Genomic DNA, 26,727 nt, shown 5'->3' with positions numbered 1-26,727 from the left:
GTGAGCCCGGCCGTCATCGGCCTGGCGCTGTTCGCGGCCATCCTCCACGCAGCCTGGAACGCCTTCCTGCGCTCGGGCGCCGACCGGCTCTGGACCGTCACGGTGATGAGCATCTCGGCGACCGCCGTCGCCATCCCCCTCGCGCTGGTCTCCCCGCTGCCGGCCTCGCCCTTCGTCATCGCCTCGGCCTGCCTCCAGGTCGGCTACAGCCTGTTCCTGGTCGCCGCCTATCGCCATGGCGAGCTCGGCCAGGTCTACCCCATCGTCCGCGGCAGCGTGCCCCTCCTGGTGACGCTCGGCAGCGTCCTCACGGCCGGCGACCGGCCGACCGCCTCCCAGGCTGCGGGCGTAGCCCTCGTCGCGCTCGGGATCATGAGCCTCTCCCTCGGCAAGGGGCGGGCCTCGGCGTCGTCCATCCTCTATGCGCTCGCCACGGGCGCGATCATCGCCGCCTATGCCACGGTCGATGCGATCGGGGTCCGGGCGGCCGGCCATTCCGGCGCCTACACCGCCTGGGTTCTGGTGCTCTACGGCGTGCTGCTGCCGGCGACCTTCCTTCTCCTCCGCGGCCGCCTCACCATCGACATCCGTGCGCCGGAGACCCGGACGGCCCTCGCCGGCGGCCTGGTCGCGCTGGCCGCCTATGGCGCCGTGGTCGCGGCCTTCGCCCTCGGGCCGGCCGGCCCGATCACCGCCATCCGCGAGACCAGCGTCGTCTTCGCCGCCCTGATCGGACGGCTGTGCCTCCAGGAGACGCTGACGCCCCGGCGGATCGCCGCCTGCGCCGTGGTGGCGCTCGGGGCTGTGTGCCTCGGCTGGCGATCTTGACCGGATCCCCGCCCTTCCTCGTCCGCCTCCACCCGGGGGCCGATGGCGGAGTGGTTCACCCCGCCCGGAGCCAGCTCTTCGCCGAGGCCGCCACCGCTGCCGCCGAGATGCCGTAGCGCTCGTGCAGGGTCGGCAGGGCTCCGGCATCGAGGAAGGCGTCGGGCAGCGCGATCTGGCGGAAGGCCGGCGGCCTGACGCCGCTGCGCATCAACAGGCCGGCCACCGCCTCGCCGAGCCCGCCGACGATGGAATGGTTCTCGGCGACGATCACCATCCGGCCGCTGCGCGCCGCCGCCTTCAGGATCGCGCCCTCGTCGAGCGGCTTGATGGTCGGGACATGCAGCACCGCGGCGCCGATGCGGTCGGCCTCGAGCAGCCGGGCGGCCTCGAGGGCGCGCATGGTCATCAGGCCCGAGGAGACGAACAGGACGTCCGCCCCGTCACGCAGCAGCGCGGCGCGGCCGAGCTCGAAGCGGTAGCCGTATTCGTCGAGCACGGCCGGCACGTTGCCGCGCAGCAGGCGCATGTAGACCGGTCCGTCATGGGCGGCGATCGCGTGGGTCGCCTGCTCGATGTCGAGCGCATCGCAGGGGTCGACGACGGTCAGGTTCGGCATGGCGCGGAAGATGGCGAGGTCGTCGGTCGCCTGGTGGCTCGGTCCGTAGCCCGTCGTCAGGCCCGGCAGGGCGCAGACGATCTTCACGTTCAGCGCCTCCTCGGCGATGGCCATGCAGATGAAGTCATAGGCCCGGCGCGCGGCGAAGACGGCATAGGTGGTGACGAAGGGCAGGAAGCCTTCGCGCGCCAGGCCTGCCGCCGCCGCCATCAGGAGCTGCTCGGCCATGCCCATCTGGTAGAAGCGGTCGGGATGGGCCTTCGCGAAGACATGGAGGTCGGTGTACTTGGCGAGGTCCGCGGTCAGGCCGACAATGTCCGCCCGTTGCTGCGCCAGCTCGACGAGCGCATGGCCGAAGGGCGCCGGCCGCGTCGCCTGGCCTGGGCCGGCGATCGAGGCGATCATCGCCGAGGTGGTCAGGCGCGGCGCGCCAGGCTCCGGCGCGTCGAGATGGGCCGGCCGCTGATATTTCGATCGCCTCATGCCGCCCTCCCCGCGTCGAGCGCTTCGAGCGCCTCGGTCCACTCATGCGCCTCGACGCGCAGGAAATGGTTGCGCTCGCGCTGTTCGAGGAAGGGCACGCCCTTGGCCATCCGGGTGTCGCAGATGATCAGGCGGGGCCGAGGCTCGGCCAACCCCCGCGCGGCGTCGAACGCCGCGACCAGGGCGCCAATATCGTTGCCGTCGACCCGCTGCACATGCCAGCCGAAGGCCTCGAATTTCGGCGCCAGCGGCTCGAAGTCCATCACCAGGCGCGAGGGGCCGTCGGCCTGCATGTTGTTGACGTCGACGATGCCGATCAGGTTGCCCAGGCGGTGGCTGGCAGCCGACATCGCCGCCTCCCAGGTCGCGCCCTCGTCGAGCTCACCGTCGGAGAACAGGGTGTAGACGAAGGCGCCGGAGCCCTTGCGCCGGAGGCCGAGGCCCATGCCGACGGCAATGCCGAGGCCATGGCCGAGCGAGCCGCCTGTCATTTCCATGCCCGGGGTGTAGGCAGCCATGCCGGACATCGGCAGGCGGCTGTCGTCGGCCCCGTAGGTCCCGAGCTCGTCCTCGGGCAGCACGCCGGCCTCGATCAGCGCGGCGTAGAGGGCGATGGCGTAATGGCCGATCGACAGGAGGAAGCGGTCGCGGCCCTCCCACTCCGGCTCCTGCGGACGGAAGGCCAGGGCATGGAAATAGGACACGGCCAGGACGTCGGCGATGCCGAGGGCCTGGGCGATGTAGCCCTGGCCCTGCACCGCGCCCATGCGCAGGGCATTGCGGCGGATGCGCCAGGCGCGTTCGGCAAGGCTGGTGTTGGACAGGCGCGGGCGCGGGTCCGGCGGCGGTGGAGGCGAGGTCATCGGCTTCCCGTTCAGTGGATCAGCATGCCGCCGTTGACGTCGATGACGGCGCCGGTGACGTAGGCGGAGAGATCCGAGGCCAGGAACAGGTAGATCCGGGCGACGTCCTCGGCCGTGCCCAGCCGGCATAGGGGAATGCCCTTGATGATCTCGGCCTTCATCGTCTCGGTCAGCTTGCCGCCGGTGATGTCGGTCTGGATCAGGCCCGGGGTGACGCAGTTGACGCGGATGCCGTCCGGTCCAAGCTCGCGCGCCATGGCCTTGGCGAGGCCGAGCACGCCGGCCTTGGCGGCGGAATAATGCGGGCCGCCGAAGATGCCGCCGCCGCGCTGGGCCGAGACCGACGACATGCAGGCGATCGATCCGGCGCCGCGCTCGCGCATATGCGGCACGAAGGCCTGGCTGAGCGAGAACACCCCGCGCAGATTGACGTCGATCAGGCGCTCCCAATCGGCCGCGCCGATCTCCATGAGCTTCAAGGGCTGGGTGATGCCGGCATTGTTGACGAGCACGTCGACCTGGCCGAAGGCGGCGAGGACCCGGCCTGCCGCCTCGTCGCAGGCGGCACGGTCGACGACGTCGCAGCCGATGCCGAGATGCCCGTCGCCGATCGCAGCGGCGGCCTCCCGGGCCGCGGCGCCGTCGATGTCGAGGATGGCGACGCGCGCGCCCTCGGCCGCGAACAGGCGCGCGGTCGCCAGGCCGATGCCGCGCCGGCTGGCCGCCCCCGAGATCACGGCCGTCTTGCCGCTGAGCAGCATGGTCTCCTCCCTGGCGTCTTGTCGGCGGCAGGATCGGCCGGGCGGTGCGGCGAGTTCAAACGCGAACTTTACACCGACCGGTGAACCTGCTTCACCTGAGCCATGCTGAAGGATGTCTCGCTCTCCTCCGTCCGCGCCTTCGAGGCGGCGGCCCGCAACGGCTCGTTCCGGGCCGCCGCCAGCGAGCTCAACCTCTCCCCCAGCGCCATCAGCCACGCCATCGTCAAGCTGGAGCAGGCGCTGGGAACCAATCTGTTCGAGCGCGAGGGGCGGCTGGTGCGGCTCACCAGCGACGGCGAGATGCTGATGCGCCATGTCGGCACCGCCTTCGACGAATTGCGGCGCGGCATGGAGGCGGTCTCGACCCGCGGACCGCAATTGCTGCGCCTGCATTCGGCGCCGAGCTTCGCGGCGCAATGGCTGTCGCCGCGCCTCGCCCGCTTCTTCGCCCTCCATCCCGACATCGAGGTGCGCCTGGCGGCGAGCACCGACTATGCCCGCTTCACCACGGATGAGTTCGACGCCGACATCGTCTACGGCCCGCCGCGCAGCGACGGCGTGCTGGTGGTGCCGCTCGGCGAGGAGGTGGTGACGCCGCTCTGCGCCCCGGCGCTGGCGGCATCGATCCGCACCGCGGCCGACCTCGCCGGCAAGGTGCTGATCCAGAGCGACTCCAAGCTGGTGCGCTGGCCGGCCTGGTTCGAGGCCAACGGCATGACCGCGCCGGCGCCGCACGGCACCCGCTTCGACCGCAGCTTCCTCGCCATCGCGGCCGCGGTCGACGGCCTCGGCGTGGCCCTGGAATCGACGCGCCTGGCCGAGCGCGAGATCGCCGCCGGCCGGCTGGTGGCGCCGCTCGCCGGCAAGGCCGAGGACGTGCGCTATGTCGGCCATCGCCTGGTCTATCCGCGCGCCGGCCGCCAGCGGCGCGCGGTACGCCTGTTCGCGGCCTGGCTCCTCGGCGAGCTCGGCCTGGCGGCCGACGGCGTGGCCTGAGCCCACCAGCGTCGCTTTCAGGTGAATCGCATTCATCTCCCCTTGCATAAAATACGTTTGCGCCGGACCGGCGTTGCGGGAAGCATCCGGAACAGCTGAACGGGCCATCGCCCGCAAGAACGACGCATCGGAGGAGAGGTCCATGGCTTGCGCCTGCGCGCAGGGAGCGGCGTGCTGCGCCCTTCACCGGCTGGACCGGGCGCCATGAGCGATCGCCCCGCCGACCGGCCGCCTCCGATCCTCGCGGCGCTCGCCATCGAGAAGCGCTTCGGCCCGACACCGGTGCTGAAGCAGGCCGACCTCAGCATCGCCCGGGGTGAGATCCATGCGCTGCTCGGGGGCAACGGCGCCGGCAAGTCGACGCTGATCCGCATCGTCTCCGGCTCCATCCGCCGCGACGGCGGCAGCATCCGCGTCGACGGCGCCGAGCGCTTCGATCCCGCCGCCATCGCCGTGGTGTTCCAGGAGCTGGCCCTGTTCCCGCATCTCACGGTGGCCGAGAACATCGACCTGCCGCATCGCAAGCGCGCCTTCGGGCTCGTCCGGCACGATCGCCGGGCACGCGAGGCGGCCGCCGCCCTGGCGATGATCGACGAGGACCTCGCCCGGGAGGCGTTGGACCGGCCGGCGGCCGAGCTCGACCTGCACCAGCGCCAGCTCGTCGAGATCGCCCGGGCGCTGAGCTCGGGGGCGCGGCTGCTCCTGCTCGACGAGCCGACCGCCAACCTGACCTTCGCGGAGGCCGAGCGCCTGTTCCGGATCCTGCGACGGCTGGCGGCGCGGGGCATCGCCACGCTGATCGTCTCGCACCGGATGCACGAGATCCGGGCCGTCGCCGATGTCTGCACCGTGCTGCGCGACGGCCGCACGGTGATCGACCGCCAGCCGCTCCGGGACCTGCGCGACGAGGCGATCGTCGAGGCCATGGGTCAGGGCCAGGGCCGGGCGCCGCGCCAGGCCGGCCCGCCGCCAGCGCAGACGACGGCCGCCGGCGCCACCATCGATCTCCAGGCCGGGGACCTGGCGCTGCGCCTTGCCCCCGGCAGCGTGCTCGGCCTCGCCGGCGCCCCCTCCGGTCCCGCCGACCTGATCGACGGCCTGATCGGCGTGCGCCCCTCGCTGGCCTGGCGGATCATGATCGACGGGCGGCCGATGCGCTTTGCCACGCCGGCTCATGCCATCAGGGGCGGCGTCGGCTATGTCTCGGGCGACCGCGCCGAGAAGGGCCTGCTGGCAACGCTGCCGATCCTCGACAATGTGGTGGCGGCGGCGCGGGTGGCCGGCCGGCGCTGGTTCACCGCGGCGCGCGAAGCCGCGGCCGCCGAGGACGCCCTCGACCGCCTCTCGATCAAGGCGCCGTCCATCGATGCCCTGCCGCAGACGCTGAGCGGCGGCACCCAGCAGAAGCTGCTTCTCGCCCGCTGGCTCGAGCGGGCCCCCCGCCTGCTCGTGCTCGAGGAGCCGACGCGCGGCGTCGACATCGGCACCAAGCAGGAGATCTACGCCGTCATCCGCCGCGCCGCCGCGGCGGGCACGGTGGTCGTCTGGTGGTCCACCGAATTCTCCGAGCTGGCGCAGATCTGCGACCGCGTCGTCGCCTTCGACCTCGCGGGACGGCCAAGCGGGCTCCTCGCGGGCAGCGGGATCACCGACGTCGCCATGGCACGCGCCACGGGCATGGCGGCCTGAGGTGAGGCGCGGCATGGCGGCGGACAGTTCGAGGGATGGGAGCGGGAAGACCGACATGACGGAGATCGCAGCCTCGCCGACGACCACGCAATCCCCGGCAACGCGCCGCGCGGGGCCGGCGGCGCGGCTGCTGCGCGGCTACAGGACCGAGATCGCCATCGCCGTCGCCATCGTGCTGATCGAGATCGTCGTCAGCTTCTGGTCGCCGCAGGTGCTCTCGGCCGGCAATGTCGCCAACATCGCCCAGGCCTCCGCGCCGCTGATCCTGATGGCGCTCGGCGTGCTGCTCGTCATCGTCACCAGCGGCATCGACCTCTCCGTCGGCTCGACCTTCTCGCTCACCGGCATGGTCGCGGGCCTGGCGCTGTCGGCCGGCCTGCCCTGGCCGCTCGCCTGCCTGGTCAGCCTCGGCGTCGGCTGCGCCGTCGGCGCGTTGAACGGCGGCCTCGTGACCTTCGTCGGCCTGGCGCCGTTCGTGGTGACGCTGATCACCTATGCCGTCGGCGCGAGCCTGGCCTTCGTCATCACCGATGGCCATTCCATCGCCATCCTCGATCCCGACCTCTGGCTGCTCAACGGCGGCACGCTCGTTCCCGGCATCGTCAACTACGTGCTGTTCTGCGCCGTCGGCGTCGCCGCGGTCGAGTTCGCCCTGCGCCGGCTCGTCCTGGGGCGCTGGGTCTATGCCATCGGCAGCAACGACAAGGCCGCCCGCCTGCTCGGCATTCCCGCCGGCGCGGTGCGCTTCGCCGTCTATGTCGCCTCCGGCCTGTTCGCCTCCTTCGCCAGCCTCATCAGCCTGTCCTATATCAGCAACTCGGAGGCGACCTCCGGCGCCAACATGATGCTGCAGGCGATCGCCGCCTGCGTCATCGGCGGCGCCAGCCTGTTCGGCGGCACCGGCTCGGCGGTCGGAGCGATGCTGGGCGCTGTCATGATCACCGTGATCCAGAACGGCGTGAACCTCATCGGCATCAACAGCTTCTGGCAAGGCTCGGTCACCGGCCTGGTCATCCTGGTGGCGGTCCTGATCGACCGGCTCGCCAAGATGCGCGCGTGACGCCGCGGGCAAGCCGCCGCGAGACAGCGGCGGGATCGGCAACCAAGACAAAAGGGGAGGAAACCATGTCCATGATCAACGGGCCGGCCGGGCTGAGGATGGCGCTGGCGGCGGCCGCAGCGGCCCTGGCGCTCACCGCCGCGCCGGCGGCGCAGGCCAAGAAGCTGACCATCGCCTATATCGCGCCCTCGCTCGACATCTCCTACTGGCAATGGGTGGCCTACGGCGCCAAGACCAAGGCGGCCGAGCTCGGCATGGACTATATCGAGATGGACTCCCACAACTCGCCGGCCGACCAGATGACCAATGTCCGCACCGCCATCACGCGCGGCGTCGACGCCATCGTCATGGGGCCGGTCAGCTCGACCTCGACGCCGCCGGTGCTGCGCTTCCTCAAGGAGAAGGCCATCCCGATCGCCTTCACCGGCATCGGGCCCCAGCCCGGCGAGACCGACTACACCTCGGCCGTGACCGCCAACAATTACGAATCCGGCAAGCAGGAGGGCCAGTTCGTCTGCGCCCTGGCCAAGGAGCGCGGCGGCACCAAGGTCGGCATGCTGTCGCTGCCGCAGGACCGCGAGAATGCCCAGAAATATCTCAAGGGCGCCAAGGAATCCTTCACGGCCGACGGCTGCGACCTGGTGCAGGTGCTGCAGACCAAGGGCCTGACCGTGCGCGAGGCGGTCGACCAGGCCAACGACCTCCTCACCGCGCACCCCGACATCAAGGCGATCTACGGCATGTATGACGAGGCGGCGACCGGCGCGGCCAAGGTGCTGCAGACGCGCAATCTCGTCGGCAAGATCGGCGTCGTCACCGCCGACGGCAGCCCGACCACGGTCAAGCTGCTGCGCGACGGCGTCATCCAGGCGTTGTTCCTGCAGGAGGCGGGCGGCCAGGGCATCGACGCCACCCAGCAGGTCTACAACGCCCTCACCGGCGCGCCCGTGACCAAGGAGCTGGCGCTGCCGGAATCGCTGGTCACCGCCAAGGACATCGACAGCCCGCAGGCGCAGGCCAAGCTCAAGCGCGTCTACCCGCCCTCGGCCGGCCAGTACTAAGTGCTCGCGCGCGAATAACCGCGTCAAACGCGACATTCGGAAACCCCTCTCCCATGCGGGAGAGGGGCAGGGGTGAGGGTCTAAACCTATTCCACCATAGCGCCGTCCAAACAACTCGGCACAAACGGCGATGCCTTTTCTGGCAACCTCCAGCCCCTCACCCCTGCCCCTCTCCCGGCCGGGAGAGGGGTTCCCCGCGTTACTTCGATTCAGCCGCTCGAGAACGAGCCCCAACGGAGAAACCCCTCCAGCAATCCCACGGGTGAGCCATGGACGACTTTCCCATCATCGACGCCCACCACCATCTCTACGACCTGGAGCGGCATCGCTATCCCTGGCTGCAGGACGGCGTGAAGCCGATGGTGTTCGGCGACTATTCGGCGATCTGCCGATCCTATCGCCTGGAGGACTTCCTGTCGGACTGCCGCAACCAGAACGTGGTCAAGTCGGTGCATCTCGATGTCGGCTTCGACCCGGCCGATCCCGTCGGCGAGACGCGCTGGCTGCAGGCGGTGGCTGACATCAACGGCTTCCCGCACGGCATCGTCGGCTATGCCGACCTGTCGCGCCGGGATGTCGGGGCGGTGCTTGAGCGCCATCTTGGCTTCGCCAATTTCCGCGGCATCCGCCAGTCGCTCAATTACCACCCGGACCCGGTCAAGACCTATCTCTCCCGGCCGGGCGTCAGCCGGGAGGCCGACTGGCGGCGCGGCTTCGCGCTGCTGCGGGGCCTCGGCCTCTCCTTCGACCTGCAGATCTACCCTCCCCAGATGGAGGAGGCCTACGACCTCGCCAGGGCGTTTCCGGATACGCAGATCGTCCTCGACCATACCGGCATGCAGGTCGACGGGCCGGAGCATTTCCAGGCCTGGAAGGCCGGCATGGCGCGCCTCGCCCAGGCGCCCAACGTCGCCTGCAAGATTTCGGGCCTGGGCATGGGCGACTGGACCTGGAGCGTCGACAGCATCCGGCCCTACGTCCTCGGCGCCATCGAGGCCTTCGGGGTGGAGCGCTGCATGGTCGCCAGCAATTTCCCGGTCGACAAGCTGTTCAGCAGCTACGACGCCATCTTCGACGCCTTCAAGGCGATCACCCGGGACTTCTCCGCCGGCGAGCGCCGCAAGCTCTTCCACGACAATGCCGAGCGCTTCTACCGGATCTGACCTCGCGATCCACCGCCGCCCGCGATAGATCAGGGGCAGCGGCGCATGGTGCCGCCTGCGAGGGGAGACGATGATGCGCGCGGCCCGGCTCTACGGCATCGGCGATATCCGGGTGGAGGAGGTCGAGGCGCCGCCCCCTCCGCCGGCCGGCTCGGTACGGGTCAAGGTCGCGGCGGCGGGCATCTGCGGCTCGGACCTGCACAATTTCCGCACGGGACAATGGATCAGCCGCGTGCCCTCCGTTCCCGGCCACGAGGTGGCGGGCACGGTCGCCGCGCTGGGCGAGGGCGTCACCGGCCTCGTGCCCGGCGACGTCGTCGTGGCGGATTCGCGGGTGTGGTGCGGCACCTGCCCGGCCTGCCGGGCAGGCCGGCGCAACCTCTGCGCCTCGCTCGGCTATGTCGGCGAGGTCTGCGACGGCGGCTTCGCCGAGGAGATGGTGCTGCCGGCGCGCCTGCTGCATCGGGTCGAGGGACGCGTCGACCCGGGGGTCGCCGCCATGGCCGAGCCGCTCGCCGTGGCCCTGCACGCGGTCGCCAAGGCGGCGGCCGTGCCGGAGAAGCCGGCGTTGGTGGTCGGCTGCGGCCCGATCGGCGGGCTCGCGGCGCTGGTCCTCGCCCGCCGGGGATGTCGCGACCTGCTCATCGCCGACCGCAACGCCGCGCGGCGCGACCTCGTCGCCGCAGTTACCGGCGGGCGCGGCGTCACGCTCGAGCCGGCGGCGGTGGCGGCGGCGCTGGACGGCGCGCCGCTGGAGCACGCCGTCGAGGCGACCGGCAGCGTGGCGGCGCTCGAAGCCCTGCTCGACGTCGTCTCCAACGGTTCGACCGTGGCGCTGGTGGGCATCGCCCATGGCAGCCTCGCCCTCGATCCCAACCGCCTGGTCGAGCGCGAGGTGACCCTGGCGGGCTGCAGCGCCTTCGCCGACGAGCTGCCGCAGGCCGTGGCCCTGCTGCCCGAGCTCGCCCCGCAGCTCGCGCGGCTGATCGACGCCGAGATCGGCCTTGCCGGGGTGCCCGAGGCCTATCGGCGCCTCGTCGCCGGCGAGGTCACCGGGCTCAAGGTCGTCGTGCGGCCGGATCGCGGGTAGCCCCGCACCATCTGCTTGGAGACTGGACGCGGCTGCGGCATTGTTGCCGCAGCGTCGCGCGTCGAGGGGGGAAACATCATGCAATGGCCGGCTCGCTATCGCGCGGCGGGGGCGCTCTGCATCGCCCTGGGCCTCGCCTTCGCCGCTCTTCCCGCGGCCGCGGCCGGGCCGGTGCCGCCGGAGAGGGTCGCCACCGCCTTGCCCAAGCTGGAGGACCTCGCCCGCCGGGCGATCGAGACCGGCGAGGTGCCTGGCCTCGCCATCGCCGTGGTGCAGGACGATGCCGTGGTCTACCTCAAGGGCTTCGGCGTCCGCCAGGCCGGCAAGCCGGAGACGGTGGACGGCGACACGGTGTTCCAGCTCGCCTCGCTGTCGAAGCCGATCTCGGCCACCATCGTCGCCGCCCTGGTCGGCGATGGCGTGGTCGGCTGGGATTCGCGCATCCGCGACCTCGATCCCGGCTTCCGGCTGCACGATGCCTATCCCAGCGCCGAGCTGACCATCCGCGACCTCTTCGCCCATCGCAGCGGCCTGCCCGGCAATGCCGGCAACGATCTGGAGGACATCGGCTATGGCCGCGACGAGGTGCTGCGGCGCCTGCGTCTGGTGCCGGCCGCCTCCAGCTTCCGCTCGACCTATTCCTACAGCAATGCCGGCCTGACCGAGGGGGCGGTGGCGGCGGCAAGGCCCACCGGCAAGAGCTGGGAGGCGGTCGCCGAAGACAAGCTCTACCGGCCACTCGGCATGACCGCGACCAGCTCGCGCCACGCCGATTTCCTCGCCCGGCCCAACCGGGCGGTGCTGCATGTCAAGGTCGGCGGCCGCTGGGCGGCGGAGCTGGAGCGCGATCCCGACATGCAGGCGCCCGCCGGCGGCGTCAGCTCGAGCGCCCGGGACCTGGCGCAATGGATGCGCCTGGAGCTCGGCGCCGGCGCCATCGGCGGGCGCCGGCTGGTCGACGAGGAGGCGCTGGAGCAGACCAAGGTGCCGCTGATGGCGCGCGGCAACAACCCGGTCAGCGGCGCCGCTTCCTTCTACGGGCTCGGCTGGAACGTCGAATATGGCCGCCACGGCCTGAGCTGGAGCCATGCCGGCGCCTTCAGCGTCGGCGCCCGCACCCTGGCGGTGCTCTATCCCGAGCAGCACCTCGGCATCGTGGTCCTCACCAACGCCTTCCCCTCCGGCGCGCCGGAGGGGCTCGCCGACAGCTTCTTCGACCTCGTCTTCGACGGCACGGTCTCCAAGGACTGGATGGCGGAATGGGACCGCACCTTCGACGGCCTGCTCGGGCCGGCGGTGGCCGCCGCCAAGGCGACCTATGCCACGCCGCCCGCCCGGCCTTCGCCGGCGCTGCCGCTCGCCGCCTATGCCGGCCGCTACGCCAACGACTATGCCGGCACGGCGCTGGTGAGCGCGGCCGGGGGCACCCTGACCCTCGCGGTCGGCCCGAGCGGGGCCCGCAGCTACCCGCTGAAGCATTTCGACCGCGACCTCTTCCTCGCCTTCCCCGACCCGGAGACGCCGGACAAGCCGTCCGCCGTGCGCTTTGCCATCGGACCGAACGGCCGCGCCGACGCGGTGACGATCGAGTCCCTGGACGAGTTCGGCCTGGGCACGCTGCGGCGGGTGGGGGAGTGAGGGATAGAAGGCACCGCCGCCCGCAACCCCATCGCGCGCCCCGCCCCGTAGCGCCCCCTTCGCCGCCGCTGTAACGTGGCGGTCCCGAGTCGACCCTGCAGGAGAACGCGGCCATGGCGGATACCCAGCGGCTGAGCTTCACCACCCCGCGCGACGGCGACCTCGGCCTGCAGCGCATCGCCAACGGCGCCGGGCTTTCCGCCGCGGTGCTGCCGAACGGCGCGCTCTTCGCCATCGAGCACGAGCAGGACAAGCGTCGGATCCTGATCAACCAGGTGCTGGGCTCGCCGCTGCAGGGCGGCATCGGCCGGCTGCTGCTGCGCCTCGGCGGGCCGTCGCCTGACGTGATCGACCTCACCGCCGCGGCGACCGAGGTCGGCGTCGGCCAGGATCGCATCGTCTGGGCCGGCGAGAGCGGCGGCGTCCGCCACCGGGCGACGCTCTGGCTGCACCCGACCCTGCCGGTCTGGCTGTGGCGGGTCGAGGCGAGCGGCGCCGGGGACCTGCCCTGCGACGCCGTGCTGCTGCAGGACATCGGCCTCGGCGATCGCGGCTTCCTGATGAACAACGAGGCCTTCGGCTCGCAATATTGCGACCATCACGTCGCGGTCAGCCCTGAGATCGGCCCGGTGGTGATGAGCCGGCAAAATCTCGTCCAGGGCGCCGGCCATCCCTGGCTGGCGCATGGCTGCCTGGAGGGCGCGGCGAGCTACGCCACCGATGCGCTGCAGCTCTTCGGCCCGGCCTTCCGCGACGCGGCCGACATCGCCCTGCCCTTCGGCACCGACCTGCCGGGCACGCGCCTCCAGCACGAGGTGGCCTGCGCCGCGATCCAGTCGCGGCCGGCCAGCCTGGCCGGCGCCGCCGCCTGGACCTTCTTCGCCCTGTTCGAGCCCGACCATCCCGCCGCCTCCGGCGACGGCGACCTCGACCGCCTCGACACGGTGCGGCGGGCCCTGGCCGACTTCGCGCCGGCCGAGCCGGCGATGCGGCCGGCGGCGCGCAGCCTGCTCGAGGATGCGGCGCCGGTCCTCGCCCGCAGCCTCGACGACGCGGCGCTCGCCGCGCTGTTCCCCGAACGCCGCCACGAGGAGCGCCGGGACGGCCGGCTCCTCTCCTTCTTCACGCCGGACGGCGCGCACAACCGCCACGTGGTGCTGCGCGACAAGGAGCATCTGGTGCCCCGCCGCCACGGCACGCTGCTGCGCAGCGGCCAGGCCATGCTGCTCGACGAGGCCACGCTCTGCGCCACCGCCTGGATGCACGGCGTCTTCGCCGCGCAGCTCACCATCGGCAACACCTCGTTCCACAAGCTGTTCTCGGTGTCGCGCGATCCCTACAACATCACCCGCGCCAGCGGCCTGCGCATCCTGATCGAGATCGACGGCCGCTGGCGCCTGCTCGCCGTGCCCTCCGCCTTCGACATCGGCCTCAGCGACTGCCGCTGGATCTACGCGCTCGACGACCGCACCGTCACGGTCGGGGCGACCGCCGCCGGCGAGCATGCGGCGATGCAATGGCAGGTCGAGGTCGACGGCCCGCCCTGCCGCTTCCTGGTGCTCGGCCATCTCGTGCTCGGCGAGCGCGAGCTCGACCATGCCAGCCCGGTCGCGGTCGACCCGGCGGCCAAGCGCATCAGCATGCGGCCCGATCCGGCCTGGCTCTGGGGCCAGCGCTACCCCGAGGCCGTCTACCACCTCGTCACCGGCACGCCGGACGAAATCGAGGCCGTCGGCGGCGCCGAGCTGGTGCAGGCGGCAGGCGCGCCCTTCGTCGGCAGCCATGTCGCCCTGCGCACCCGCGCCACGGCAGCTTTCTCCGTCGCAGTGGTCGGCTCGATGACCGACGCGGCCGAGGCCGAGCGCCTGGCCGCCCTCTACGAGGGCGGGGTGGCGGCCGCGGCGATGCTGGCGCCGGCGGCGCGGCACTGGGAGCACGTGACGCGCGGCCTGAAGCTGAAGGCGAGCGGCAGCGGCCGGGCCGCCGCCGAGACGGCCGAGATCGAAACCCTGTTCCCCTGGCTCGCCCACAACATGACGATGCACCTCACGGTGCCGCACGGGCTGGAGCAATATACCGGCGCGGCCTGGGGCACGCGCGACGTCTGCCAGGGGCCGATCGAGTTCCTGCTGGCGCTCGAGCACGACGCGCCGGTCAAGGACATCCTGCGCATCCTCTTTGCCCAGCAATACGAGACGCTCGGCAGCTGGCCGCAATGGTTCATGCTGGAGCCCTATTCCTTCATCCAGGACAGGCACGCCCATGGCGACGTCATCGTCTGGCCGCTGAAGGCGCTGTGCGACTATGTCGAGGCGACCAACGACCTCGCCTTCCTCGACGAGCCGGTGGCCTGGCGGCGCGAGGACGACCTGACGAAGACCGAGCGCCGCGACAGCGTCGAGACCCATCTCGACAAGCTCGTCGACACCGTGACCGCGAGCTTCATCCCCGGCACCCATCTGGTGCGCTACGGCGAGGGCGACTGGAACGACAGCCTGCAGCCGGCCGACGCCGCCATGCGCGACTGGATGGTGAGCAGCTGGACGGTGGCGCTGCTGTTCCACCAATTGAAGCGTTACGCCGAGGTGCTGCGCCGGGCCGGCCGCGCCGCCAAGGCCGCGGCGATCGAGACGCTCGCCGCCGCCATGGCGGCCGACTTCCACCGCCACCTCATGCGCGACGGCGTGGTGGCGGGCTACGGCATCTTCGGCTCGGACGGCGGCACGCCCGAGCTGATGCTGCACCCGAGCGACCGGCGCACGGGCTTGCGCTATTCGCTGCTGCCGATGAGCCGCGCCATCCTCGCCGGCCTGTTCTCGCCGGAGGAGGCACGGCGCCACTTCGCCATCGTCGCCGAGCATCTGCGCTTCCCCGACGGCGTCAGGCTGATGGACCGGCCGGTCGCCTATTACGGCGGCCTGGAGACCTTCTTCCGCCGCGCCGAATCCTCGTCCTTCTTCGGGCGAGAGATCGGTCTGATGTATGTGCACGCCCATCTCTGGCACGTCGAGGCCGCGGCGGCGCTCGGCGAAGCCGAGGAGGCCTGGGCGGCGCTCGGCCTGGTCAACGCGATCACCGTGACCGAGCGGCTGGCCCATGCGGCGCCGCGCCAGCGCAACTGCTATTTCTCCTCCAGCGACGCCGCCTTCGCCGACCGCTATGCCGCCAGCCGCGACTGGGACCTGGTGCGCAGCGGCGGCATCGCGGCCGAGGGCGGCTGGCGCATCTATTCCAGCGGCCCCGGCCTGTTCGCCAACGCGCTGATCCGTCACATTCTGGGCATCCGCCGCCACTACGGTGAGCGCATCGTCGCGCCGGTGCTGCCGGCCGACATCGCCGAGCTGTCGGTCGACCTCACCGTCGACGGCCATCGGCGCGCCTGGGACCTGGCGGGCAAGGCGAGCTGAGGGCCCGCATGCGGGGGCGGCGACGCCGTCCGGCGGCTTCCGGCCGATCCTGGAGCCACGCCAACCGGCTCGCATCCGGATGCGGCTCGTGGCGTCGCTCCGCCTCTCGCCCGCCGCGATTGCCCCTTCGTTCTTGCAACTGACGTTACGTCAGGCTAGGGTCCGAACCGGGGCGTCCACGATGCACGGGGATGGGGCGATGAGGTTTGTGAGCGTGCTGGCGCTTGCCGCGGCAGCATGGCCGGCGATTGCGCCGGCAGCGACGGCGCAGGAGAACGCCATCGAGCAGGTCGAGCGCCTGCCCTGGCTGTCCCCGCCGGCGAACGGCCAGATCGCCGGCGTCGCCTCCATATCCCTATCGGGCGATCTGCGTTTTCTGGGCCCCGGCGACAGCAAGACCTTCCTGCAGCTGGAAGGCAATCCGCCGCGGGAAAACCAGCACACGCTGGCGCCCAAGAGCCTGCACTGGTTCGCGGTCTTCGATTATGACCGTTCCGGATATGTCAGGGATGACGAGACGATCGATCCCGATGCCCTGCTGGCGACGCTCAAGCAGCAGAACGAAGCGGGGAAGGCGGAACGCCGCAGCCTCAAGCTCGAGGTGCTGACGCTCGAGGGCTGGGCCGTGCCCCCGCACTACGATGCGGCGACGAGGCGGCTGGAATGGGGAACCCGCCTGCGCGGGGAGACCGGCGATACGGTTGCGAACTACACGGTCCGCCTGCTCGGCCGCGAAGGCGTCGTGGAGGTCATCCTCGTCTCCGACATGGAGGAGCTCGACGAGAACGTCCGCAGCTTCAAAGGGTCCCTTGCCGGCTTCAGCTTCAACGCCGGACAGAAATACGAGGAGTTCCGCGCGGGCGACCGCACGGCCGAATACGGGCTCGCGGCGCTGATCATCGGCGGAGCGGCTGCGGCCGCAGCCAAGTCCGGAGGCTTTGCCGCGCTGAAAGGGCTCGGAAAGCTGCTCGGCGTCGCAGTCCTGGGCGGCGTTGCGGCGCTCTTCGCCTTCCTGAAAAGCCTGTTTCGTCGTCGGGGTCCCAACGCCTGACGATGTATATCGGGTCGGTCCATGTGCCCGAGCAGGGCTTCTGGGTGCTCTGCTATGGCTTCTATGTCTTCGACAATATTCGCGCGACGAAAGTCGGAACCTTCTTCATGTCCCGCAACGGGCGGGGAGGATGGCGGCTCGTCGTTCCGGCGTACCGCTTCGAGCTGCGCGACAAGGCCTATGCTCTCCTGAGCCTCGTCACCCCGTGGAAAGCGACCTGTCGCCTCGACTGGCCTTCAGGGGGCGTCCGCGACACGTCGGCGCGCGCCCTGCAAGCGCTGGACCTGAGGATTTCCGCGCTGACGGCGCTGCGCATCGTCTCCTGCTGCTGCTTTGCACTCTACTTCGCCTGCGCGCCCGTCCTGACGGCCCTGATCGGCCTCCCCGCGACGTTGGGAGCGGTTCTCACGCTGCACGTGACCGGTACCGTGGCGACCGCTCTCGCCCTTGCCCGGGCACGGCGCCATCTGCAGGCGGGCAGGCTTCAGATCGCGAAGCTGATCTTCGAATGCTTCCTCTGCCCCGGTGTGCAGGCGAACGCGTTCCGCAGGGCCTATCTCGACCTCGGATCGGTCCGGGGCGACGCGCTGGGGGTCGCGCTCGCAGGCTGCGATCCGCGGCAGGCCGCAGATCTGGCGCACGGCCTGGAGACCTATCTCGACCATCTCGCCGAACGCGGCGAGTTGACGGGCGAGGCTGCCCGAGCCGGTGCGAGATGCGTCGGCAAGCTTCGCGAGAAGGGCCGCCCGGACCTGCAGGCCATGCCGGAAGACCTGCCATAGCAAGGCCCCTCCCCCGCGCCGGTCCCGACCAGCACACCCAGCCGGACCGGGCGGGACCCGCTGGATCGACCCGCCCGTCATTTCCAGACGATTTCAGACATAGCAACTACGGAACTTTTGGAACAGATCCGTCATAACGCGCATATCGACTGATATTCATCAGTTCTCGTACGGAATCTCGTAGTTGGTCGCGGGCCGATGATGAAACTAATCCTTTCAACAACCACGATTCCGACACATTATCTTTGTCCCCTCGGTCCTGCCCTTCACCTCGATGGGGATTGCCCATGCCCGACGCCCTGATCCCCCGCCGCATCCTGTTCGACAATCCTGTGGCCTTCGACGCCCGGATATCGCCGGACGGCGCCTGGTATTCCTGGATCGCGCCGGTCGACGGCGTCCTCAATCTCTGGATCGCGCCGTGCGGGCATATCGACGAGGGCCGGCCGCTCACCCGCCAGACCGTACGCCCGATCACCTGGCACAGTTGGAGCAATGACAGCCGCCACCTCCTCTACTTCAACGATCGCAACGGCGACGAGAACATCCATCTCTACGCGGTCGATCCCGCCGGCGGCGCGGTGCGTGACCTGACGCCGCTCGACGGCATCGCGGCCCGCTGGTTCATCGGCTCGCCCGACCGGCCGGGCGAGTTCGTCATCGGCCTCAACGACCGCGATCCCCGCTGGCACGACGCCTGGCGCCTCGACCTGGCGACCGGCGAGCGCACGCTGCTCTGGGAGAACACCCAGAACCTCGGCACCATCGGCTTCGACTGGACGCACAGGCCGCGCTGGGCCCGCAGCGAGACGCCGGACGGCGCCTCACGCCTGTGGCGGATCGAGGACGGCGAGCTCCATCCCTGGCGCGATATCGGCTATGAGGACAGCCTGGCGACCCGGCCGCTGTTCTTCAACCGCGCCAACACGCATCTCCACATGCTGTCGTCGCTCGACCGCGACACGGCGGCGCTCCTGCGCATCGACTGGGCTTCCGGCGAGGAGAGCGTGGTCGCCGAGCACCCCGATGCCGATGTCGCCGACATCCTCTGGGATGCCGGGACCTTCGAGGCCAATGCGGTCGCCGCCGAGGTCCTGAAGGCCGAGTGGTTCCACCGCGCGCCCGCGGTCGCCGCCGACCTCGCCCATCTCGAAGGCGCGCTGCCGGGCTTCGAATTCGCCGTCGCCGAGCAAAGCCGCGACGACCGGCACTGGATCGTCATGGCGCACCGGCCCGAGCAGGCGGCGACCTATCTGCATTTCGACCGCGAGGCGCGCAGCCTCGTCGAAATCTGCCGGGCCCGGCCGGCGCTCGACGCCTACCACCTGGCGCCGATGCGCCCGGTCGAAGGCCGCTCGCGCGACGGCTTGCAGCTCGTCTCCTATCTGACCCTGCCCGCCTCGGTCGCCGGCGACCGGCCGGAGCGGCCGCTGCCCATGGTGCTGGTCGTCCATGGCGGCCCCTGGGGCCGCGACGCATACGGCTATCGCGGCGACCACCAGTTCCTGGCCGACCGCGGCTATGCCGTGCTCTCGGTGAACTATCGCGGCTCGACCGGCTTCGGCAAAGCCTTCGTCGCCGCCAGCATCCACGAGCACGGCGCCAAGATGCACGACGACCTCCTCGACATGGTGGCCTGGGCCGTCGCCGAGGGCATTGCCGACCGCGACAAGGTCGCGATCTTCGGCGCAAGCTATGGCGGCTACGCCTCCTTCCTCGGCGCCACCTTCACCCCGGAGGTGTTCTGCTGCGCGCTGCCCCTGGTCGGCATCACCAACCTGCAGACGCTGCTGGAAAGCATTCCGCCCTACTGGGCCGGCTTCGCCGAGTTCATGTATCGCAGCTACGGCGATCCGCGCACGGAGGAGGGACGCCGGCTCCTGGCCGAGCGCTCGCCGATCCACCGGGTCGATGCCATCACCAAGCCGATGCTGATCGCCCACGGGCAGAACGACGTGCGCTGCAAGGTGGCCGAGAGCGACACCATCGTCGCCGCCATGCAGGCGCGCGGCATTCCCGTGACCTATATCGTCTATCCCGACGAGGGGCACGGCCTCACCCTGCCGGCCAACCGGCTCGCCTACTGGGCAATCATGGAAGCCTTCCTCGCCCGGCATCTCGGCGGGGCCTGCGAGCCCGTCGGCCACGACCTCGAGGGCTCCAGCCACGAGATCAGGGCGGGCCGGGAAGACCTGGCGGGGCTGGGGATCGTCGGGGCCGGGTAAGCCGGACGGCACGCCCGAGCCGTGCGCCGCCGCCCGGCGAAGCGGAGGCGGCCTCGGCGACGCTCAGCCTGGCAACTCGATCACCGCGACCGAGCTCCCGGAACATACGGCGCCGCCTTCGCCGACTGCTGCCGTCAACCGTCACTGACACTTGGAGCGCAGCGGTGTCGTGTCTAAGGGCGGCCGGTTCGCCAACGCCTTGGTCCGTCACATTCTGCCATCACCAATCCGTCGCTCAACCTCACACCGACCACCATCGTCGTATCTGAGATCTGGCGGGCCGGGCGATCTGTTTCTTAGAGCTATGGGTTGCTATGGCAGGCGGCTCGCACCAAAGATCATTGTTAAAACATCATCGCACGGCGGATTGGGTGCGTAGAATGGAACGTTTCTTCGAATAAGTTCATGAGTGAGCGCGTGAAATGGTGCCCCTCGTTCTTCAACTTACGGAAAATTATATTTTCGTGATCACCAGGTTTGATAACTTTGAGTTCTTCTCGAACTTTCGATTTCTCTAGATTTTCGAGAAACAAATCATAGCTCTCAAGAACTCTTTTTGCCCGAGAGGCCCCACAGATATCAATCATGCGATCAATCACAGGGAGGTCAAACAAATTCTCAAGAATATCAACCTTCGCTTCCTCGCTACGATTGGCTGTCATTCCCACACTGAAAACGCCGCTTGCATAAAGTAGTTTTCGGGAAAAAGTCAGCTTTATGTTACGGATTGCCCAAGGTTTTTGATCTTCTGTTGTTTTATACATATAGTCTACTGTCATTGTTCTCCAGTAACGTATTATATCGTTCAAAAGGAAAAGTGCAAGCTGATGGTCTCTACGAGTCGCCTTCACGTAGATCTTAATAATCTCCCGGCGCAATAATTTAAATTCAGCAGGATTTACGAGCCACTCCCCTTCCAACAGAAGAAGAAGCCGTCGCGTCAATGTATGATTTGTATCGTTTTCCCCGCCTAAGTTTTTTAACATATCTGATCGCATAACGTGTTTTGCGAAAGCACCACTCGGAGAAGGCTCGATAGGCACGATTCCCGCTATCGTCTTTTCGACCGCTTCCGTGTAGCCAAGCTCTTGGCTCTCTCCTTCGTTTGCAATCACGATGTAGTCAATGTCGGACTCTGCCGACGCTTCACGGCGAGCATATGAGCCGAAGGTGACCGCGATCGCACTTTTAGGAACGACGGCCGCGAGGGCGCATCGGAGTGCCTGAAGCCTTTCGTCCGAATGTTGTCTGGCGCGCCCGTACGCTTCCCCCATGGAACAGATCCCACTCTTCTTCATCTATTGCGCTTGACATCGAAGCAGGAGCACTCAGCAAGCGATCCTGCTTATTCTGTCTGTAGCGCCTCTCGTCATCCCACGCAAAGAAATCAGCATGCGTATCTACATAAAAATGACGCGCCTTATAGGCCACTGGCCTCGAAAGCGCTTCGCGACTCGCCGAACGCAAACGAGAAATTGCCAACACTAATCGTAACTCTGGTATCTTTCTGAACAAATATCTTTCAGTTGAAAGGAAGTCTCGTCTTGATAATTTTTCCAAATTACCCCTCATTACATATTGACACAAATGATCAACCAAGGCCCCATCCCTAGACTTGATTACAAAATTATATACATCATCTTTGCATTTCCAAAACGAATCTACAATCTGACGATCAATTTCCGTTTTCCTTTGAATAGCAGCATTCACTACGTCAATCGGAGTCGGCCCGACCGTATTGGACATAACATATCGCCGCGAACGCAGAATGCCTTCGATTGTATCGAAATTGATCGGTCCCGAGAAGAATCCCTGAAATGGGTCCGCTTCACCGGCCAATATTGCTATAATTTGGTCGGGATCAATCCCAAAACGACGCAGCGTTTGATACACGCCTTGGCCTATCTTGACTCGACCCGCAATGATATCTTCCGTGGCAATATGGTGGTTTAGCCCAAACTCCGCCTCGAAAATGGGCTCCAAAGAGTGCGAAAGAGGAGCATGTCCAATATCGTGTAGAAGAGCCGCGACGTAAGCCAAGCGGCGATTCTGATTCGACAAACCTGTCAAATTCGCATAATGTAATGCTAGCCGCGCAACGCCAAGGCTATGTTGGTAGCGCGTATAACGGACATTACTACTAGCGCCATTTGGAGCCGGCACGAGCAAATAATCAATACCTCCCAGGAATCTAATACCTCGAAGGCGGCGAAACGCAGCTGTTTGCACAAGATCCACAAAAAGATACTCTGTGGCAACCTCCTCAAAATCTATCGGAGCCGCATAATTGTAAATGGATTGCTCTGATTGGTCTATGAGTTCGATCAAAGGATTATGCCTGCTACATTCATCTCTTCCGAACGGATGACGGGACGCACTATCCACACGTCTAGGCGGCTTGTCATTACCTTGGACCAGACGATAGCATATCCAGTGAATGGATGCGCCCTCCTCTCTCCCTCGCCGCCATAGCCGGGAGACTGTTGCTCGATCTCGCTAGCCGCTGGGAGAGCGTACCAAGTGTCTTCCTGGTCCTAAAGGTGCTGTCGCGGGACCGTGGCTGCAACGGCTGGCGTAGGCCAGAGCGCCGCAAGCATCGAGCCGCCGCCTCACTCCGGAATCATCGCCGCGACGGCCTGGTCGCGCGGGTCCTCGCTGGCGGCGAGGCCGGCCGCGACGCCGGCCCGGTCCTCGGCGCTGCGGTTCTGGCTCATCTTGCGCTTGGCCTCCAGCCGGGCGATCGGCAGGCGCAGGCCGACGATGCCGCGCAGCTGCGCCTCGACGAAGGCGGCGGGCGCGTCGCTCACGGCCCAGGGCGCGGCGCGCGAGCCCTCGTGCAGCGCGGTCAGCCGCGTCACGACATCGAGCAGGCGGGCGGCGTCCTCGAAGAACTCGACCGGGCCATAGGCGTGCACGGCGACATAGTTCCAGGTCGGCACGACCTTGCCGGTCTCTTGCTTGGTCGCATACCAGGACGGGGTGACATAGGCGTCGGGGCCCGTGAACAGGGCCATGGCCTCGCCGACGGGCGCGGTGCGCCATTGCGGGTTGGCCTTGGCCACATGCCCGTAGAGCACGCCGTGCGGCCCCTCGGCGTCGTGGAGAATCAGCGGCAGCGGCGTCGCCATCAGCCCGTCCGCCGTGGCGGTGACCAGGGTGGCGAGACGCGCCGCCCGCATGGTGGCGCGGATGCCGGCGACGTCGTCGTCCCGGAAGGCAGGCGGAATGTACACGGGGCAAGCTCCTTGAGAGGGCGCCAGCATGCGGCTGATCCGGCCCAGTTGAAACGACCAGTTTCGACAAGAAATGATGGACCAATCCACGCTCGCCACGCCGGCGCGAGGGCGGAATGCTCGAGCGGCTCGGAGGCGAATCGCGGACGATGCGCTCGGGCTGCTGCGCCGACCGGCCGAGGCCGCCGACTGACTTCGCAACGCCGGGATCTCGGGCTTCGGACTGGACAGGCTGCCGCAGAGTTGATCAATATGCACGCCGCTGGTTGTCGGCGATCGGGCCCTCCGCCGGGTTCGCTTTCAAAGCCGAGCCGGTGCGGACGAGGGATGCACCATGGACGATCGCATCGAGTACCGCCCGACGCTCCTCGTCGGCGTCGGCGGAACCGGCGGGCAGATCATCGAGCGGGTCTATCGCCGGGCCCTTGCCACCGGGCTCGCCGAGCGCGGCCGGATCGCGACGCTCTGCTTCGACACCGACGTCAACGACATCTCGCAGCGGCGCGGGTTGGAGGATCGGTCGATCGTCCAGACCAGCAGCCTCAAGACCGTGCATGACATCCTGCGCGACAATCCGCAGGCGGAAGCCGGCTTTTCGCTGGCGCGTTCGGAGCTGCCGGACAAGATCCTGAACATGCGCCTGATCGACGGCGCCGGCCAGATCCGGATGCTGTCGCAGCTCGCGCTCTACGATCGCCTGACCAATCAGCGCGAAAGCTTCAACGCCATCGTCGGCAACATCATCTCGGGCGTCGCCCGGCACGACAGCCGCTCGGTGTTCGAGGGCGCCCTGCAGGTGATCATCACCGGATCCCTCGCCGGCGCCACCGGCTCGGGCATGTTCCTGCAGACGAGCCTGCTGCTGCGCCGGATCGCGCAGGCCGTCGGCATCCAGGCGATCGAGCCCTACGGCCTGTTCCTGATGCCCGACGTGTTCGTGCGCGGGGCCAACATCCAGGCCCAGCAGATCGACAACGTCCTGGTCAACGGCTATGCCGCGCTGCGCGAATTGAGCGCGGTGATCAACCGCGCGGAAGGCCACCCCAGCGCGCGCCAGTTCCAGTTCGAGTTCGCCCCCGGCCTGTTCCAGAACGAGCTCGAAGCGCCGTTCAAGGCCGTCACGCTGATCGACTACGAGAACGTCAAGGGCGGCAATCTGGGGCCCAGCCTCGACCATTACATCGAGCTCGCCACCCGGGCCGTCTTCCTCCAGACCTTCACCACCGTCGGCAAGAAGACGCTGAGCGGCATGGTCAACGATGCGCTGGCGGCCAATGCGGCGGCGGCGCGCGGGGTGAGCAACTCCTTCGCCGGCATCGGCGTGGCCGCGGTCGTCTACCCCGTGGACGCGATTGCGGCCTATCTCAGCCAGCGCTTCGCCCAGGAGGTCCTGACCGGCGACTGGCTGCGCCTCGACCGGCTCTATCGGGACGCCGTGCGGCGCTACGAGGAGCTTCGCGCCGCCGGCAACCTCGCGGCCCGCCCGCCGGACATCGGCGCGACCTTCCTGGAGAACCTCGACCAGTTCGCCCTCACCGACAAGATCGCCTTCTTCGCCGAGATCCGCGAAGGCCTGATGCCGACGCTGGTCGATCCGGAGACGCGGGAGGCCCGGGTCGAGCCGCAGCACGAAGCCTATCTCGACGCGTTCCTGACGCACATGGTCGAGAGCTTCTGGCAGCGCGAGGACCTGGAGACCATCCGGCGGCGCGCCCGGCTCGATCCGACGGCATTCCGCAACAAGAGCAAGATCGAAACCATCGTCCGCCAGTGCGAGAGCATTCTCGACCTCGACTTCCAGGCGATCGAGACCGCCCTGCTGCAGCGCCCCGACCAGCAGTTCCAGAACACGATCACCTATGCCGACGACCTTTCGATCGCGGAACTGAAGCCCTACCACCTGCAATCCTATGTGGTGGCGAAGGGGCCGCACCCCGTGCAGGTGCGAGCCTTCCTCTATTCGGTGCTGCGCGAGATCCGCCAGCGCCGCAGCGCCATCGACGTTGCGGCGCTGCGGCGCGCCGTCCTCAACGAGGCGCAATCCTTCAGCCGCGACGAGGCCCAGCGCCCGCCGCAGGACCAGCGCTCCAACCCGGCCGTGTTCGAGAGTGCCCGTCAGGCGGCCAATCCCGGCCTCATGGGCCGGGTCTGGGGCTCCAGCCGCAGCTTCGGCGAGGACTATGCCCGCTACTACGACGAAAGCCTCGCCAAGATGCGCCGCTATGCCGAGGGCGCGACCAAGGCCAAGATCCTCGACCTGCTCGTCGCCGAGGTGGAGGCGCTCTCGACGGTCTACGAGGGCCTGTTCGCCGAGGTCGGCCGGGTCGTCGGCGGCATCGAGGAGAACGTCCGCAAGGAGGAGGTTCGCCACCAGTCCGGGCCGAACGCCTTCGACGGCAATGTCTACATCCACGCCGATCCGGCTTCCAAGCAGGCGGCATGGGAGGAGCTGAAGCTGCGGACGGTCGGCGCACGCCAGACCGCGGCCGTCAACGAGACGCTCGACGCCGCGCTGTACAAGAAGTTCCGCGCCGACCGGAAGGCCCGGCGCGCGACCGCGTTCGACGACCTCCGCCGCCTGTTCGAGAAGGCGGTGATCGAGGATTTCGCGCTGGCCGAAGTGCGCAGGAACCATGGCAGCGTCTGGGACATCTCGGTGTTCGAGGCGGCGCGGCGCGAGGCGGATCGTCTCGGCATCGACTGGAAGGAACGGCTGCGCCGGGCGGTCGACGTGGCCAAGGGCCAGGCCGAGCCGTTCCTCCGGCTCGAGGACGCCTCGAACGGACAGGCGGTGATCCACTGGGCGATGAACCCGTCGCTGAAGCAGGATTACGGCAACGCCGACGAGTTCGAGCGCCTGTTCAAGTTCGACCAGGGCGAAAGCGCCCTGCTCGCCGACGATTTCACCCATTACGAATTGCTGTGCGTGAACTCCAGGCTGAACCTCGAGCTCAGCCACCTCGCCAAGCTGGCCTCCGGCGACGGCGCGGGGAGCGAGACCCTGAAGGGCCGCTACTACAAGGCCTATTCCGACCGGCTCGAGCGCCTGATCCGGGACGAGATCGAGATCCGCAAGATCGGGTCGAGGCAGCAGCGGACATCCGTGCTGACCCCGCACATCCACAAGGCCTGGCACCGCGGCTCGGTGCTGCCGGAAGTGTCGCTCGAAACCCAGAGGCGCATCGACCTCGACGCCGGCCGTGCCGCCGTGGCGGCGCTGGGCCTGCGCCTCGTGCAGAAGGAGATCGAGTTCGGACGCGCCGTCACCTATTTCTCCACCGTGGGCCGCCCGAGCGTCGACACCATGCGCATCGCCATCGCCGAGACGGACGATGTCTGGCAGCAGTACCTGGCGCTGCAGGAGAAGGCCGAGCTGAAGCGCATGGCCCTCGACGTCTGGGGCTCCGAGCTGGCGACGCTCTCCCCGGCGGCGAAGTTCGCGGCGCACCCCATCGCCCTGCAGATCGGCGGGGCCGACATCACGCAGCGCATCCTCGACCTCGCGGCCCCCCGCGACAAGGCCTTCGAGGCACGCGAGCAGGCGGCGCAGGGCCTGTTCACCGCCCAGCGCGTCCTGCTCGGCGAGCTCGCCGCGGTGCTGCTGCCGCATCTGGAGAGCATCGGCCGCGACCAGATCGTCGATGCCTTCCTGGGCGAGTCGGAGCAGGAGGCGTTCGGGGCCTTCTCGGCCCGCGAGGGCATCGTCAAGTCGACGGTGGACCGCCTGCGCGCCGTCCGCGAGGCGGGGCTGAGGCAGGCCCGCAGCGCCAGGGCATGACGT

Annotated in this window: 19 protein-coding genes; 13 read left to right on the top strand and 6 right to left on the bottom strand. The window is 68.6% G+C overall.

Going from position 1 to position 26,727, the window contains the following annotated elements; genetic code table 11:
* The gene (locus tag QO011_RS12970; RefSeq protein WP_307272427.1) at positions 1-828 is read left to right on the top strand and encodes an EamA family transporter; all 828 of its coding nucleotides are present in this window, start codon (positions 1-3) and stop codon (positions 826-828) included.
* 55 nt (positions 829-883) lie between these two features.
* On the opposite strand, the gene QO011_RS12965 is transcribed toward QO011_RS12970, so the two are convergent.
* Genes QO011_RS12965 through QO011_RS12955 form a run of 3 tightly spaced genes read right to left on the bottom strand, consistent with a single transcriptional unit; the run spans position 884 to position 3,551 of the window.
* On the bottom strand, positions 884-1,927 hold the full coding sequence (locus QO011_RS12965) for a transketolase family protein (protein ID WP_307272426.1): 1,044 nt from the start codon (positions 1,925-1,927) through the stop codon (positions 884-886).
* Positions 1,924-2,790, bottom strand: coding sequence for a transketolase (locus QO011_RS12960; protein ID WP_307272425.1), 867 nt, complete (start codon positions 2,788-2,790; stop codon positions 1,924-1,926). Before QO011_RS12960 ends, QO011_RS12965 begins: the two co-directional genes overlap by 4 nt.
* Before the next feature lie 11 nt (positions 2,791-2,801).
* Complete coding sequence (locus QO011_RS12955; RefSeq protein WP_307272424.1) at positions 2,802-3,551, bottom strand: SDR family NAD(P)-dependent oxidoreductase; 750 nt, start codon at positions 3,549-3,551, stop codon at positions 2,802-2,804.
* A gap of 102 nt (positions 3,552-3,653) precedes the next feature.
* On the opposite strand from QO011_RS12955, the gene QO011_RS12950 reads away from it, so the two are divergent.
* The 11 genes from QO011_RS12950 (at position 3,654) to QO011_RS12900 (ending at position 19,713) form a co-directional block, all read left to right on the top strand.
* Positions 3,654-4,547, top strand: a complete 894-nt coding sequence (locus QO011_RS12950; protein ID WP_307272423.1) for a LysR substrate-binding domain-containing protein — start codon at positions 3,654-3,656, stop codon at positions 4,545-4,547.
* Positions 4,548-4,751: 204 nt separating this feature from the next.
* Positions 4,752-6,236, top strand: coding sequence for a sugar ABC transporter ATP-binding protein (locus QO011_RS12945; protein ID WP_307272421.1), 1,485 nt, complete (start codon positions 4,752-4,754; stop codon positions 6,234-6,236).
* Positions 6,237-6,291: 55 nt separating this feature from the next.
* Positions 6,292-7,296 (top strand): ABC transporter permease, encoded by a 1,005-nt coding sequence (locus tag QO011_RS12940; protein ID WP_307272419.1) that lies wholly within the window; start codon positions 6,292-6,294, stop codon positions 7,294-7,296.
* A gap of 98 nt (positions 7,297-7,394) precedes the next feature.
* Positions 7,395-8,357, top strand: coding sequence for a substrate-binding domain-containing protein (locus QO011_RS12935; protein WP_370881954.1), 963 nt, complete (start codon positions 7,395-7,397; stop codon positions 8,355-8,357).
* A gap of 269 nt (positions 8,358-8,626) precedes the next feature.
* Complete coding sequence (locus QO011_RS12930; protein ID WP_307272417.1) at positions 8,627-9,520, top strand: amidohydrolase family protein; 894 nt, start codon at positions 8,627-8,629, stop codon at positions 9,518-9,520.
* Between the two features lie 73 nt (positions 9,521-9,593).
* Positions 9,594-10,610, top strand: a complete 1,017-nt coding sequence (locus tag QO011_RS12925) for a zinc-dependent alcohol dehydrogenase (protein WP_307272415.1) — start codon at positions 9,594-9,596, stop codon at positions 10,608-10,610.
* 78 nt (positions 10,611-10,688) lie between these two features.
* A complete protein-coding gene (locus tag QO011_RS12920) occupies positions 10,689-12,248 on the top strand; it encodes a serine hydrolase (protein ID WP_307272414.1) in 1,560 nt (519 codons plus the stop codon).
* A 113-nt stretch (positions 12,249-12,361) separates the two neighbouring features.
* Complete coding sequence (locus tag QO011_RS12915) at positions 12,362-15,655, top strand: GH36-type glycosyl hydrolase domain-containing protein (protein WP_307272413.1); 3,294 nt, start codon at positions 12,362-12,364, stop codon at positions 15,653-15,655.
* Between the two features lie 88 nt (positions 15,656-15,743).
* Positions 15,744-16,706 (top strand): DUF2167 domain-containing protein, encoded by a 963-nt coding sequence (locus QO011_RS12910; RefSeq protein ID WP_307272411.1) that lies wholly within the window; start codon positions 15,744-15,746, stop codon positions 16,704-16,706.
* A gap of 2 nt (positions 16,707-16,708) precedes the next feature.
* On the top strand, positions 16,709-17,488 hold the full coding sequence (locus QO011_RS12905; protein ID WP_307272409.1) for a hypothetical protein: 780 nt from the start codon (positions 16,709-16,711) through the stop codon (positions 17,486-17,488).
* Between the two features lie 287 nt (positions 17,489-17,775).
* The gene (locus tag QO011_RS12900; protein WP_307272408.1) at positions 17,776-19,713 is read left to right on the top strand and encodes a S9 family peptidase; all 1,938 of its coding nucleotides are present in this window, start codon (positions 17,776-17,778) and stop codon (positions 19,711-19,713) included.
* Positions 19,714-20,057: 344 nt separating this feature from the next.
* On the opposite strand, the gene QO011_RS12895 is transcribed toward QO011_RS12900, so the two are convergent.
* The 3 genes from QO011_RS12895 to QO011_RS12885 form a co-directional block, all read right to left on the bottom strand.
* Positions 20,058-20,987, bottom strand: coding sequence for a nucleotidyltransferase domain-containing protein (locus QO011_RS12895; protein ID WP_307272406.1), 930 nt, complete (start codon positions 20,985-20,987; stop codon positions 20,058-20,060).
* Positions 20,902-22,041 (bottom strand): HD domain-containing protein, encoded by a 1,140-nt coding sequence (locus QO011_RS12890; protein WP_307272405.1) that lies wholly within the window; start codon positions 22,039-22,041, stop codon positions 20,902-20,904. The genes QO011_RS12895 and QO011_RS12890 overlap by 86 nt, the downstream gene beginning before the upstream one ends.
* Before the next feature lie 281 nt (positions 22,042-22,322).
* A complete protein-coding gene (locus tag QO011_RS12885; protein ID WP_307272403.1) occupies positions 22,323-22,946 on the bottom strand; it encodes an FMN-binding negative transcriptional regulator in 624 nt (207 codons plus the stop codon).
* A gap of 334 nt (positions 22,947-23,280) precedes the next feature.
* On the opposite strand from QO011_RS12885, the gene QO011_RS12880 reads away from it, so the two are divergent.
* Positions 23,281-26,724, top strand: a complete 3,444-nt coding sequence (locus tag QO011_RS12880) for a tubulin-like doman-containing protein (protein WP_307272401.1) — start codon at positions 23,281-23,283, stop codon at positions 26,722-26,724.
* The last annotated feature ends 3 nt before the right edge of the window (positions 26,725-26,727 follow it).

It is taken from the genome of Labrys wisconsinensis (assembly GCF_030814995.1).
GTDB classification, from domain to species: domain Bacteria; phylum Pseudomonadota; class Alphaproteobacteria; order Rhizobiales; family Labraceae; genus Labrys; species Labrys wisconsinensis.
Note: the sequence above shows the minus strand (reverse complement) of the source record. Positions and strands in the feature narration are given on the sequence as shown.